Source organism: Lewinella sp. W8, from assembly GCF_004375085.3.
In the GTDB taxonomy this organism is placed as follows: domain Bacteria; phylum Bacteroidota; class Bacteroidia; order Chitinophagales; family Saprospiraceae; genus Neolewinella.
Map to the genome: position 1 here is coordinate 149,176 of NZ_SNAQ03000007.1, position 13,782 is coordinate 162,957.

11 protein-coding genes are annotated in these 13,782 nt (G+C 58.2%); 6 read left to right on the forward strand and 5 right to left on the reverse strand.

What is annotated here, in order from left to right:
- The first annotated feature begins 70 nt into the window (after positions 1-70).
- The 3 genes from E1J53_RS09915 (at position 71) to E1J53_RS09925 (ending at position 3,983) form a co-directional block, all read left to right on the forward strand.
- Positions 71-979: a hypothetical protein gene (locus E1J53_RS09915; RefSeq protein ID WP_134272769.1), complete on the forward strand. Its 909-nt coding sequence runs from the start codon at positions 71-73 to the stop codon at positions 977-979.
- Positions 980-1,229: 250 nt separating this feature from the next.
- A complete protein-coding gene (locus E1J53_RS09920) occupies positions 1,230-2,435 on the forward strand; it encodes a hypothetical protein (protein ID WP_134272770.1) in 1,206 nt (401 codons plus the stop codon).
- A 66-nt stretch (positions 2,436-2,501) separates the two neighbouring features.
- On the forward strand, positions 2,502-3,983 hold the full coding sequence (locus tag E1J53_RS09925; protein WP_134272771.1) for a xylulokinase: 1,482 nt from the start codon (positions 2,502-2,504) through the stop codon (positions 3,981-3,983).
- Between the two features lie 94 nt (positions 3,984-4,077).
- Here the strand turns inward: E1J53_RS09925 and argB are convergent, their stop codons facing one another.
- Positions 4,078-4,866, reverse strand: a complete 789-nt coding sequence (gene argB, locus E1J53_RS09930) for an acetylglutamate kinase (protein WP_173021433.1) — start codon at positions 4,864-4,866, stop codon at positions 4,078-4,080.
- A 203-nt stretch (positions 4,867-5,069) separates the two neighbouring features.
- The gene (locus E1J53_RS09935; RefSeq protein ID WP_134272772.1) at positions 5,070-6,041 is read right to left on the reverse strand and encodes a TraB/GumN family protein; all 972 of its coding nucleotides are present in this window, start codon (positions 6,039-6,041) and stop codon (positions 5,070-5,072) included.
- 251 nt (positions 6,042-6,292) lie between these two features.
- Between E1J53_RS09935 and E1J53_RS09940 the strand changes: the two genes are divergently transcribed.
- Both E1J53_RS09940 and E1J53_RS09945 read left to right on the forward strand, forming a co-directional pair.
- The gene (locus E1J53_RS09940; RefSeq protein WP_134272773.1) at positions 6,293-6,709 is read left to right on the forward strand and encodes a DoxX family membrane protein; all 417 of its coding nucleotides are present in this window, start codon (positions 6,293-6,295) and stop codon (positions 6,707-6,709) included.
- Between the two features lie 650 nt (positions 6,710-7,359).
- Entirely contained in the window at positions 7,360-8,091 is a 732-nt protein-coding gene (locus E1J53_RS09945) for a S24 family peptidase (protein ID WP_134272774.1), read from the forward strand.
- Between the two features lie 341 nt (positions 8,092-8,432).
- Here the strand turns inward: E1J53_RS09945 and E1J53_RS09950 are convergent, their stop codons facing one another.
- Together E1J53_RS09950 and E1J53_RS09955 are read right to left on the reverse strand one after the other, a co-directional pair.
- Positions 8,433-10,805, reverse strand: a complete 2,373-nt coding sequence (locus E1J53_RS09950; protein ID WP_134272775.1) for a glycoside hydrolase family 3 N-terminal domain-containing protein — start codon at positions 10,803-10,805, stop codon at positions 8,433-8,435.
- 148 nt (positions 10,806-10,953) lie between these two features.
- Positions 10,954-11,445, reverse strand: a complete 492-nt coding sequence (locus E1J53_RS09955; RefSeq protein ID WP_134272776.1) for a DUF6495 family protein — start codon at positions 11,443-11,445, stop codon at positions 10,954-10,956.
- Positions 11,446-11,512: 67 nt separating this feature from the next.
- Between E1J53_RS09955 and E1J53_RS09960 the strand changes: the two genes are divergently transcribed.
- A complete protein-coding gene (locus E1J53_RS09960; RefSeq protein WP_134272777.1) occupies positions 11,513-12,367 on the forward strand; it encodes a TerC family protein in 855 nt (284 codons plus the stop codon).
- A 96-nt stretch (positions 12,368-12,463) separates the two neighbouring features.
- On the opposite strand, the gene E1J53_RS09965 is transcribed toward E1J53_RS09960, so the two are convergent.
- The gene (locus E1J53_RS09965; RefSeq protein ID WP_134272778.1) at positions 12,464-13,693 is read right to left on the reverse strand and encodes a DEAD/DEAH box helicase; all 1,230 of its coding nucleotides are present in this window, start codon (positions 13,691-13,693) and stop codon (positions 12,464-12,466) included.
- Between the last annotated feature and the right edge of the window lie 89 nt (positions 13,694-13,782).

Genomic DNA, 13,782 nt, shown 5'->3' on the forward strand with positions numbered 1-13,782 from the left:
AAGAAGAAGGCGAGGCGGTAGCGGGTAGGAGAGTAGCCGCGGGTCCCTTTCGCTCCCTATCTTGCACCGTATGAACTCCATCTCCTACCGTATCTGCTTGCTCGGGTTACTAATGTGCAGCGTATTTACCCTGGCGGGGCAGTCCCTGCCCCCGGCCCTGGAAATCCTCTCCGGGGGAGGCACCTGGGTGGCCGAAGGCGCCGGGCGCGGACTGGCGGGCCGTACCGAAAAACAATTTTCCGTGGGCCTTGACGGGCAGATCGTACACGTGAAAACCTACAACGTGAACGCCGAAACCGGAACGTTCGGCTTGCGGAGTGAGGGGGTGCGGTACTGGCAGATGGCGGACTCCAGCTGGCACTTTACCGAATACGATAAACTGGGGCAGCACACCAGTGGCAAGGTAACGGCCAGCGGCAGGGACCTGTATTATGATTACGTCTACCAGAACTTTGACGTCCGGGACGCCTGGCATTATCTGGACGACCATGCCTACGACTACGTCGTGGGGCTGTGGAACGGAACCGATTGGGACCGGATATTTCACCGGGACACCTTTCGGACGGTAGCACCGGCCGTGGAGTCCGGCTGGATGGTCGTCTACGCCCACGATGAGCACGGGCGGGCGACGGAGGGCAGTTTGGCGGCGCTGCGCGCCGCGGTCAAGTCCGGTAAGGAAGTCCGGCTGCGGTGGAAACACACCCGGTCGGATAAAAACGCCCATTCGGTGGAACACTTCGCGGAGGCCAGTTTCCTGACGGTCCTGAACGACCATCACGTCCTGGCCCAAATTGAGCCCATCATCGGGCAAACGCCCAACTTTAGGGAGGCCTCCATTACGCTCAAGGAACAGTTACAGTGGTCGATGCTGGCCAGTACGCGGGGTACCCACGATACGATGATGCGCAATCCGGCCACGGGAGAACTCGCCAGTCACCGACCCCTGGCCCTCCCGATGGCGTGGCTGATCCGGCCTTAGCAGAATAACCTTAGGTTAAGGGTTGATGGATTCACAATCAAAGGATTATCGAGGCGAATCAATGGCTCTCCTCGATAAACGCTTCGAGGACACCCCAAATGACGGATGGCGTCCTCGAAGCGTCCGAAAAATCACGGATGTTGGGGTCCTTTGAGTGTCGCCAGGAGCTAACCTCACGTTAGAATATATTCACGCTAAACCACCAAAGGGCGGGTAGGGTGCATCCCTTGGGGGCACCCAAGTTTTCCCAATGACCCTGAAGTTTTGGTGGCGGATCCCCCTACCGCTGCTCTTTTGCCAATTGCTTTGCACCTGCGGTGACGACACCTCAACGCACAACTTTGACCCCACCGGCCGCACCTTTGCCTACGACCCCAGCAATGCGGTGACGGAAGACCTGCCCTTTTACCTGCAGCCCCTGCAACTGGGGGATCGCCTGACGTTTGGGCCAGACTCCGTAATCATTACCAACGTCTTCTCTCACCGCCTGGATACCTTCCCGCTGCGTAATCCGGTGCTGGAGGATACCGCCCAACTGACCCTGGACTACGAGCTGGCCCCCGACTCCTCCCTCCGGATTTCCCTCTGGGCCGCCGACGAACGGGTGTCGAGCCGCTGGTTTGCGCCCCACACGGACACCGATCAACCCCTGAGGATTGACGAATGGGTGGGGAACACTTATGCACTACCCGGGGAAGACACCAGATCCCGGCGGGTGTACTTCGGCCACCATTCCTGGCGGGACGGAAAAACCATCCGGGAGCAGTACGTAGCCCAGGTCCTGCCTACCTATACCGCGGAAAGCAGTCTGGCGCTGGTGGAACGGCCCGAAGGCTACGCGGAATACGGATTTCTGATGCTGGAGCCTCACCCGGTACTCCGCTACCTGGACGGGGTCACGGGCGCTAATTTTAATTTCCAACTCGGTCGGAACGCGGAGGGCGATCCCTATCTGGCCTACCGGACGGAAGACGGGGAAAGGGTGTTTTCTCAAGTGTTGCAGCCGCTGGAGAGTGTGGTGCCCCACTACGTGGATGAAGCCAAACTCGCCGAGCGACTCAATCGCGGGCGTATCGTGGTTGATCGGGGGTTTTCGGTGACCGAAGCAACCGGGATTAGCTTCAATTACGAAAAGGACTTTATCCGCCGCGGCGGACTAACGCTTCAGGAACTGGATCGGCTGGAGTTCTTCTTTGATCCGCAGAGTCACGACTACAATTTCTTCGTGGGTGACCGGGCCATAAAGTCAGGCAAATGGGCGCTCTCCGGAGATCGGAACTACCTGATCCTTTCCGAAGAAGAGAGCCCCCGCCAGACCCTGCTGCCCCTGGTTAGCTTTGACGAGGAGGAAATTGCCTTCCGGATTCGGTTGCGGGTGAAAACCCCCGAACCGCGAGGTAAGGAGTTGCTGAGCTACTTCGACCTGGATGCCCTGATCAGGGTGCGCGAAAGCTGATTTTCGGGGGCGGTCCATTCGGGGTGGCGCACCTATCTTGCGTCTTTACCCCAAAACGACCCCCCGATGTATACCCTTGGATTTGATCTTGGCTCTTCCTCCGTAAAGGCTGCCCTGGTAGAGGTGGCGACCGGCAAGGTGCTGGCGCGCGTTACGGCGCCGGACCACGAAATGGGAATGGCCGTGCCGGAGCCCGGTTGGGCGGAGCAAAATCCCGCAGACTGGTACGCTTACGCCCGGGAAGCTACCCAGCAGATTCTGGCGCAGACGCAGGTGCAAAGTGATCAGGTTAAGGCCATCGGAATTGGGTACCAGATGCATGGGTTAGTGCTCGTGGATGAAGACCACGCCGTCGTACGACCGTCCATCATCTGGTGTGACGGGCGAGCGGTCAGCACCGGAGAGGCTTCCCTAAATTCCATCGGAGCGGAACGCTGCCTGGGGCATTGCCTGAACAGTCCGGGGAACTTCACGGCCGCGAAGCTGAAGTGGGTGGCCGACCACGAGCCCGAAAACTACCGGCGCGCCCGGTACGCCATGCTCCCCGGCGATTATCTGGCGCTGCGCCTGACGGGGGAAGCCACCACTACGGTTACCGGACTGAGCGAAGGCGTCTTCTGGGACTTCAAAGAGAATGACCTGGCGCACCTCGTGCTGAACGACATGGACCTGGACGCTAAAAAGCTCCCTCCGCGGGTGCCGGCCGTAGGCCGGCAGGGTGTGCTGACCACGGCCGCAGCGGCCGACTTCGGGCTTGCCCCCGGAACGGTCGTCGGCTACCGGGCCGGAGATCAGCCCAATAACGCCTTGAGCCTCAACGTGCTGGAGCCGGGGGAAGTCGCCGCCACCGGCGGCACCTCCGGGGTAGTGTACGGGGTGACCGACCGGCTGGCCTTCGACCCGGAACAGCGCGTCAATTCCTTCGCTCACATTAATCATACTTCCGGTGCAACCCGCATCGGGGTACTGCTCTGTATCAACGGTGCGGGTATCCTGCACCGCTGGGTGCGCGAACAGGTTTGCGGACAGGACCTCAGCTACGGAGAAATGGAAGCCCTGGCCGCAGAGGTGCCCGCCGGGAGCGAAGGCCTCAGTTTCTTACCCTTCGGGAACGGCCCCGAGCGGATGCTGGGCAACCGCGTTGTGGGTGCGCACCTGCTGGGGGTAGACCTGAACCGCCACACCCGGGCACACCTGGTCCGTGCCGGACTGGAAGGCGTAGCCTTTGCCTTCGTTTACGGCATGAAGGTCATGCAAAAGTTGGGCGTGGACCTGAGTACCATCCGGGTGGGTAACGACAATCTCTTCCAGAGCGCCGTTTTTGCCGGGACGGTCTCGGCGCTCACCGGCGCCACCATCGAGGTGCACAACACCACGGGGGCCGTAGGCGCAGCTTTGGCCGCCGGCGTTTCGGTGGGCTTATCCCCGGATTTATCCACGGCGCTGGGGCGCCAGGAAATAGTTTCGAGTATTCAGGAAGCCGCTACGGAGGAGCTGGCGGCGGCCTACGCGCAATGGTGTAACCGGCTGGAGAAAATGTTGGGGTGAGTTTGGGGGTATAGACGTATCTATACGTCAGGGATGGGGCCTCACCATAAATCAGGAGGTGCCTTCTTTCCCATCAAATCTCAAACATCCCACGTCAGACATCAGGTTCCGCCAGCACCCGCGTCCCCGACCCCGCGCGCAGCGCGGGCAAATCCCCGATGATCACCTCCCGGACGCCCGCCGCCACGGCGGCGAAGGCATTGTCCAGCTTCGGGATCATCCCCCCGGCGATGATCCCCTGGGAGCGATAGTCGGCGTAACGATCGGGGGTGAGCTCCCGAATGAGGGAGGTCGGATCGTTAATGTCCTCCATCACGCCGGGAAGTTCAAAGCAGTACCGGAGGGAAACCCCGAAGCCCGCCGCGGCCAGGGCGCGGGCGGTTTCGTTGGCGATGGTGTCGGCGTTGGTGTTGAGTAACTGTCCCTTCTGGTCGTGGGTGATGGGACAAAGGACCGGGCGCAGTCCGCCGCGCAGTAGTTGTTCCAGCAGGGGAGCGTTCACGCTGCGGACGTCGCCGGCGTACCCGTAATCGATGTCCTTCACCGGCCGTTTTTCGGCCAGGACGGCGTTGCCGTCGGCTCCACTCAGTCCGATGGCGTTACAGCCCCGGGCCTGGAGTTTGGCCACTACGGTCTTGTTCAGTAAACCGGCGTAGACCATGGTGACGATCTCCAGCGTGGCGGCATCGGTGATCCGTCGCCCGTCAATCATGACCGGCTGGCGGCCCATTTCGGAAATGACCTGGCTGGCTTTTCTTCCTCCTCCGTGCACCAGAACGGCGGGCTCGGGGAGCTCCGCGAAATAATCCAGCGCCTCGTGCAGGGCCGCCGGATTATTGATGATGTTGCCACCGATTTTAAGAATGGTAATGTTCATGACCAGCTGGGTTGCGCCCCAAATGTAAGGAAACGGGGAATTTCAGATTCTCCCACGATGGGGCCAGGAAAGATGGGGAGATGTAGCGACAAGGCATACCTTGTCGCCTACCGAATGCGCCCCGAAAACAACCGCGATTCCGCAGGAATCGCTGGTGATCGGCTGGCCACCCAGTGGCTAGGTCCAACCAGCAACAGTGCTACCAGCAACTAGTACACCGGCTCCACCGTCAGTCCGGCGCTGCGCAGTAGGGCAATGACGCCCCGCTCACCGCCCAGGTGACCGGCCCCCACGGCAAACAGCCGGGAACCTCCCTCCTCGGCCTCCATGGCCTGGCGGATCAGGGGAATCCAGTTCTGGTTGCGCTTGGTGAGCAGGAGCTCTTCAAAGCGGGCGACGCCGGCGGCTTCATCGCTAATGGAACTGGCCATTTCGGCCACGGCCCGCCGTTTGTACATGTCCACCATCTGGTCGAGTTGGTTGGGGCCCTCTCTCTCTTCCCCGGCCATGTCGGCCTTGACGGCCTCGAAAAGCATGAGGGCCTGGGCGGTATAGGGGATGCTGTCAAAGAGGCTGAGCTGGAACTCCATGGTTTCCAGTCCGCTGATGCGTTTGTCGGCGGCCTGGGCGATGTCGGTCAGCTCCATTTCGTAGCTCTTCATTCCCCCGGCGGCCATGCCGCCGCCCTGACCCATGGCCTGCATATCCTGGCCCACCATGGCGGAGAGAAACAGCGGCTTCATCTTCTTGAAGAAGAAAAACGGGAGACCGCTTTCGGAGAAGTAGGCTTCCACCGAATCGTACTGCGCCTTGGGCAGCAGGTCTTCGAGGCTGGTGTCTCCGCGCATATTGATCTTGTTGAGCAGACCCATAATCTTGGCGGGGTTCTGCATGTCCCGGGGGTCAATCTCGAACACCACTTCCTTGCTGTCGTTGAGGGCGGCTACGACCGTATTGGGCAAAAAATAATCCTCTTCGGGAATCAGGTGAATCGTTCCGTAAAGGTAGCTGGGGGCATCGATGCCGGGCGCAGAAATGCGCCAAAGCAGGGTAGTGTCGGTAGCGGTGGGGGCCAGGGGCGAGGCCGCGGGTGCCAGGTCCGCCCGTTGGGCCATGACTTCGGGTTGGAGGGCACCGAAGAAGAAAAGGGTAGTGAGGAAACAGAGGATAAGTGTCCGCATGGGATCGTAGCTATTGAGGGATAAAGGTACGATGCGCCGATCGGGCGGCGCGTGCACCGACCTAACTCAAACCGCCGATTGGTCCGCTCCATTGTTCTTGCCCGATGGCTTTTTACCTTCCACTTACAATTCCCACCAGCTCCGCGCTTTCCCATCAGGTGTGCACCTGCGGTGATCGCCAAAAAAATCAGGCAAGCGGATGGATTGTGCATGGGGTGAATTCCCAGATTACCTTCCTTACCTTTGCGCTAATGAAGGATATTACTGACTTATTGGGGCGCATTCTTCTGTCGTTCATCTTCTTTTTTGAGGCCTACGATTATTTTGCCTACGAGCGACTGAATAAGGAGGCGATGATCATCTACGGACTCACCTGGAATCAGGACTTCCTACTCTACGGAGCCATTCTCCTCCTCCTGCTGGGTGCCCTCATGGTGCTGCTGGGCTACCGAATGCGACTGGGCGCCTTCCTGCTGATGATCTACTGGGTACCCCTGACCTTCATCGTGCACGATTTCTGGGCCGAGGAGCCGGGTACGGCCGTCTTCCGGCTGCAAAGCCTGCTGTTCATGAAGAACATCGCCATCACCGGGGGGCTCCTGATCGTGGCCACCCACACTTCGGGGAAATACCGGTTGAGACGGCTCTTCGCGACGACGAACGTTTAGAGCTGAGGCTGAGGATAGGGCTGAGGATAAGGCTAAGGCTTTAGAATAATCTCCGGAGTAGGTTTGCTCCGCAAGCCGGTCGTAAAGACAAAGGCGGAGACTGAGGAGAAGGATCATGATAAGTCTCCGGAGTAGGTTTACTCCATAAGCAGGTCGTTCTATTGCGGAGGGAAACGAATTCGGTGAGGACGCACAAAGGAGCAACGCGCTGCGCTTGTTGCACACTTCGTGGTCCAGGGAGGGAGATCTAAAACGGTCGATCCGTTCCCCGTCGAGTCATTCCCGCAGCGGAAGTAGACTAAGGAGAGGTGACTGGAAAAGGTCTGCTCCGCAGGCCGGTCGTTGAAGCTGAAGAGCAGGTAGGCAGTAGTGGGTAGAAGAGATGGATACATCCGGCTGAAGCAAGTCTTAACTGGCCGATCCCTTCCCCGTCGAGCCACTCCCGCAGCGGATAAATCACCACGAAGGGCCCATAAATCGCGCAGGAATCATTAACCAACAAAACGGCCTAATCCCAAATTTTCTGCAACATCTTCTAGTTGGTTTATTTCGCTAAAACCAAATAATAATTTCAAGAAAATCCTTCTAAAGTTTGTGTTGTTGTTTTAAAATGTTTTAATTTGCTGGAGTAAACAACTGATACCACCAATATGATAACCCAAGATCGCCGGGAATTAAACGACCGTTTTAAGGAGGTTTTCCGGATTTTAGAGGAGCGTGGAGAAATCATCAAGAACGACCGCAACGGTCGGGGTCTTGGGGATTTTGCCAAGCGTATCCTGAACAACCGCTCCTACGGCCACATTATCCGTGCCTTTCTCAACGATGACGATAAGCGTTGCATCAACTACGAGCAGGCCCGTCGGGTGTGCCACGAATACGGTGTCAACATGGGCTACCTCCTGGAAGGAGACGGTACTCCCTTCGGCATGGAGCTTCCCGAACCCGTCGAAGTAGAAGGAGCGGACGTACCCCTCAACATCCTCTTTACCTCAACGGAAGCCTTTGCGGGAGCCAGTGTGGATTCCGATAGTTTCGTTACCGAAAACAACGACTTCTTCCGCTTACCCGGAATTTCCGGAAGTGGATACGTAGCCTTCCCCATCAACGGAAACAGCATGGAACCGGTGATCAACAACGGGGACGTGGTTATTTGTAAGGAAGTCGACGGACTGCATCAGGTGAAAGAGAATCGCATTTACGCCGTGCGCAGTAACGGACGTCTTTGGGTAAAGTACGTGCAGAAGGTGCCCAACGGTAAGGGACGGATTACCGGCCTGAAGCTGATCTCGGCCAACTACCTCGAACATGATCCCTGGGTGGAGGAAGTAGATAAAAATACCCGCCTCTACGAAGTCGTACGGCGAGTAAGCGAAATATAGGTTGCAAAGAAGCGCTTCCGGAAACGGAAGAATAGGAACGAAAAGGTGGTTCTGGCCGTAGGTCAGCCCACCTTTTTTTTGAAACGGCAACGCGCATTGCGTTGCTGGGGCCATGGATTTCGGGCCATTTAAGAACTTGTTTAGATGGTGGCCGTCTGGCCAACGCAGCTAGCACCAAAAATGGCCAAATGCGGGGCGATGGCTAAAGTCCCAACAAGCTCTGAACGCTTAATGGCAGATAAAGCGCCATTTTATCCTGCTGTTTTTTGTTTTGCCTCCCGGGCCGACCTTGTCGGTTCCGGGAGCTTCATTTGTGCCAAGGTTGTTAGGTGATACCGTCGCTACTTTTTGACGGTCAGCATTACGGTGCCAAGATCTTCGGTGCGGGAGCTGGTGCCCACCATGACGTCAAATTCTCCGGGCTCTACGTTCCACTTCATGTTGAGGTCAAGGAATTCCAGTTGTTCCCGCCCGAGGGGAAAGGTAACGGTGGTGGACTCGCCGGGGTCAAGGAATACCTTTTCGAAACCCTTGAGTTCCTTTACCGGACGGGTGACCGAACTGAATTTGTCGCGGATATAGAGCTGAATGACTTCCGAGGCGCGCATTTGTCCTAGGTTGGTTACCTGAACGGATACTTCACCGGTCTCACCGACCCGGATGCTGGCGGCCGAAAGGGTAGGGGGGCTTACCTCGAAGGGACTGTAACTCATCCCGTAGCCGAAGGGAAACAGGGGGGTGACGTTATCCCACAGGTAGCCACGTCTGGCGGTGGGTTTGTGGTTGTAGTAACTGGGAATGTGGCCCGCAGAGAGTGGCATGCTGATGGGGAGCTTACCACCCGGAGCTACGTCACCGAAGAGGACGTCGGCCACGCTGTGGCCGGTTTCTTGCCCGAGGTAGAAGCACTGGAATACGCCGTCGGCCTTCATGAGGAGATTGCTGATGTCGAGCGGTCGGCCGCCGAAAACGAGCCCCACCATCGGCTTGTTGAGCTTATCGAGCGCATCGATGAGCTCGTTCTGTAATCCGGGCATTTCGAGGGTAGGGCGGTCGCCAAGGTGCCCTTCGGCCCAGGCTTCGCGACTCGTCAGTTCATTGCCACCCAGCGCCAGGACGATCACGTCCGCCCTGCGGGCGGTCTGCAGGGCCGCGCTGATACGCTGTCGGTCTTCCCGCTCGTCGATGGCTACGACGGGGTCGCGGTACCAGCTGCCCGGTTCGGTAACGCGGACACCCTCCGCGTAGATTAGTCCGCCGGGCGCGCCCTCCAGAGCCTGCTCCATACCGTCTTTAACCGTGACGAAGTGACTGGGCTCGTCGCTGTAGCCCCCAAGTAGTATGCGATCGGCATTCGGACCGATCAGGGCAACGGTGGTGGTCTTCGGTAGGGGGAGGACGCCGTTATTATTCTGCAGCAAAATCATCCCCTCGGTACCCGCTTGCCGGACGAGGGTGTCATCGGCGGGGGTGTTTCCCAGCACTCCGGCGGGATCGACGTAGGGGTTTTCGAAGAGCCCCCGATCAAACTTTTGTTGGAGGATGCGGCCTACGGCCTGATCGAGAATTTGTTCGTCGAGTTCTCCATTGTTGACGGCTTCGACCAGGTAGGGGAAGGCCTCGGCGTCCGGGAGTTCAATGTCGATGCCGCTGGAGATGGCCGTGATGGCGGCGGTTTTCCAGTCGGGAGCCACGGCGTGCCGGGTATTGAGTTCCTTGACGGCGAAATAATCGGAGACCACGGCACCCCGGTATCCCCAGGTGTCCCGGAGCAGGGTGTTGAGCATCCACCCGTTGGCGTGGCTGGGAATGCCGTTGACTTCGTTATAGCTGGCCATGATATTGCGAACGTTCCCGTTCTGGACGATGTAGCGGAAGGGAAAGAGGAACACTTCCCGGAGGGTGCGCTCACTGATGTGGGCGGGGCCGATGTTGTTGCCGCCTTCCGGCTCACCGTGGCCGGCCATGTGCTTTAGGGTAGCGAATACTTCACCCGGATCCCATTGATCGTCATCTCCCTGAAAGCCGAGCACGGCCTGGAGGCCAAGCTGGGCGGCCAGGTAGGGGTCCTCGCCGAGGGTTTCTTCCACCCGCCCCCAGCGCGGGTCCCGCGCAACGTCGACGACGGGCGTCAGGACGACGTGGCCACCCCGGGAGGCCGTCTGACGGGCGGCGGTGGCGTAGAGTTTGCGGGTAAGTTCCCGGTTGAAGGTTGCCGCAACGGAAATGGGCTGTCCCCAGCTCGTCGCATTCCGGGCGGCGAGGCCGTGGAGGCTCTCTTCGTGTGCCAGGGCGGGAATCCCGAGTCTGGTTTCTTCGACCAGCCAGCGTTGGATGGCGTTGAGGTATTCCACTTCCTCGGCACCCGTCCGGCCGGAGGCCGGAGGACCGGTCAGTTCACTCGGGCGGGTAATGTGCCCGATGCCGTGGGGGATGACCAGGCGGGCACTGTCGGGGTTGAAACTGTAGTCGTCGTCATTATCCATCCGGAATTTTGCCTTCCAGACGGCCGTCACCTGCGCCACCTTCTCCTCTACCGTCATCCGACCAATCAGATCTTCAATGCGGTCGGCGGTGGGTTGCGTGGTGTCCCGGTAAAGGGCTTCCGTATTAGGTTCCGGAGTGGTGGTGGTAGTGGTAGTAGAAGCGTCTTCTTCGCCGCAGCCATCAAGGGCCGCGAGGAAGGGAAGCGCCAGGAACAATAAAAAGCGCATGTTTCGATCCATTTCCGGGCGCCGGGCGCCCAATCCATGGGGAAAGTAAGGTTCTTTGGCCATACCATGGCACCTGCGCTCGCGCAATAATTTGCCCACCGTCCTTTGGAGAAGGCCCGAAGAAGAGAAAACAAGCTTCCGCTAGCGGCTATAAATCGTTCAGTATACCGAACAGTTCACCGTCATCGATCAGGGCGCCGGCCTCCATGAGTAAGAAGATATCCTGGTCACGACCAATGGTGGCGTTGTAGGCGCGTTCGCCGCGAAACAGCTTGACTTTAGCACCGTCACTCCGCAGCGTAATGAGCATGTCCTGGGGAGAGATATCCGTATCGGATAAGTCCAGACTGGTTTCTCCCTCCAGCAGAATTCCCCGCATTTCAATTTTATCGTCGAGTAAGCGATAGGTACGGAGGTCCCGTGGCCGCCGCTGGATCAGGTACTCAATACGTTTGATGACGCCCTCGAAGACGATTTGAGAAAATTGAAGTATCAGTCCATCGGCCCGCTGCGGATCATCGGCCTTCATCTTTTGCCAGGAGTCGGCATCCACGCCGTTTACCCCCAGGAACTTAACGAACTGATCCCGAACCTCTTCTAGCTCTTCACGTCGGAGTCGGCGAAATTTGGTTTCCTTCATGGTTTAGCAAACATCCCTCCTTCTGTCGTAGTTTTGCCATTGAAGAAAGAAAAGACCCCACCTCACTATGTTTGAACTACCTGACTTTGGCAGCGGTGCCGTTTGGATGTCGCTACTCACGCTCACCTTTCTGGAGATCGTCCTGGGAATTGACAACATCATCTTCATTTCCATCGCTTCGGGGAAGCTGGACAAGGAAGAGGATCGCAAAAAGGCCACCAACATCGGCCTCATTTTGGCCATGGTTCTCCGGGTTGCCCTCTTGTTCGGGGTCAGCTGGCTGATCAGCATGAACCAGGCGTGGATCAAGTTCGACTGGGGCTGGGCCAAGGCGGGCTTCAGCGGCCAGAGCCTGATTCTCATTGCCGGTGGGGTATTCCTGCTGTACAAGGCCACCTCCGAAATACACCATAAGCTGGAGGGAGACGAACACGTGGACGGAGACCCGGGAACGCCGCAGAAGGGGGCCAGCCTGAATTCGGTGATCTTTCAAATTATGATCATCAACATCGTCTTCAGTTTTGACTCCATCCTCACGGCCGTCGGGATGACCAACGGCCTTGCCGGAGCACTGGTCATTATGATCATTGCCGTCATTGCCTCGGTGATCATCATGATGCTCTTTGCGGTACCCGTAGGGAATTTCGTCAACCAGCATCCGACCATTCAGATGCTGGGATTGGCGTTCCTGATCCTGATTGGATTTATGCTGATCGCCGAGGGTGCCCACCTGGGGCATCTGGTGGTTCTGGGGAGTGAAGTGGGCACGGTTCCCAAGGGTTACCTCTACTTCGCCATCGCCTTCTCATTGGTCGTGGAATTCCTTAACATGCGGTTGCGCAAGAGCGCACCGGATAAGCAGGTACACCTGAACACCTACGCCGAAGAGGCCGCCCGGGAAGGCGTTCTGAATAAGAAATAGGGCCGGGATGGTGCACCAGTTTCGGTGTTCCCCCAAAAACAAAAGCCGCCAACCGGGAACTCCCGGTTGGCGGCTTGTTTTTTAGGGACGGTGCCCCTACTTATCCACGAAGGTGATGGCTTCCCCCGTTTTTCCAGCCCGGCCGGTACGGCCGACGCGGTGGATGTAGACGTCGTAGTCCGTGGGGGCTTCGAAGTTGATCACGTGGGTGATGTTATCGATGTCAAGTCCGCGGGCCGCCACGTCGGTGGCACACAGGGCCTTGATTTTTCCCTGTTTGAACTTGGCCAGGGCCTTTTGCCGGTAGTTCTGGCTTTTGTTGCCGTGAATCTCGTCGGCGGGAATGCCCGCCTGATTGAGCTTCTTGGTCACCTTTTTCACCCGGTGCTTGGTTTCGGCGAAGACCAGCACGCGCTTCAGGTCGGGTTCCTGGAGGAGGTTGATCAGTTCGTCGAACTTCTCGTCCGGGGCGACGTAGCGGACGGTCTGGTTGATGTGTTCCGCACTGGCCTCGCCGCTGCTGACCTTGACCGTAACGGGATTATCCAGGAAACGGTCAATGAGTTGCTGCTGGGATTTGTCGAGGGTAGCGGAGAAGAGGAGGGTTTGCTCCCGGTCGCCCATCTGGTCGGCCAGGAAGGTAACGTCTTTCTGGAAGCCCATGTCGAGCATCCGGTCAAACTCGTCCAGGACGAGAACGGAAGCCTCGGTGAGGTCAATTTTACCCTGTCCGTGCAGATCCTTGAGGCGGCCCGGCGTGGCCACGATGAGGTCGTAGTCACGCTTGAGGTTGCGGATGTCCGTATTGATGTTCCGGCCGCCAATCAGGCTTAGTGCCGTGAAGGTCATCCCTTTGGTGAGGGTCACGAATTCTTGTTCAATCTGCAGGGCCAGCTCCCGGGTGGGGGCCAGGACGAGCGTTTGGAAGGGCTCGTCCTTAAGCAGCGCATCGATGAGCGGAATCAGGAAGGCCCCGGTTTTACCGGTACCGGTGGTGGCAATACCCATAACGTCGCGCAGGTCAACGATGGAGGAAAAGGCCTTCTCCTGAATTTCGGTGGGGTAGGTCCATCCCGCCTGGCGGATGGCGATCTTCAGCTTGGGGTGAAGGTCCCAATCGTCAAACTTCTGGTCGGCGATGTACTTGACCTTTTTCATGGGCACGGCTTCGTGGACCATGAGTTCGGCGTCAATGGGTTTGTAGTTGTGTTTCTGGCGGGGACCGCGGGGACGGCGGCCGGACCGGCCATTTTGGTTACCCGCACCTGCTTTAGGACGGGATTTACGTTTACGGCGGCTGTTGCCACCGGAGCGATTGTTATCCATGTGGAATTAAGGGGGAGAAACTGAGGAAGATGGGATCACAACAACACGCTCAGCATCAAAAAGTAAGGCAAAATGTAGTGGAGCGGAGA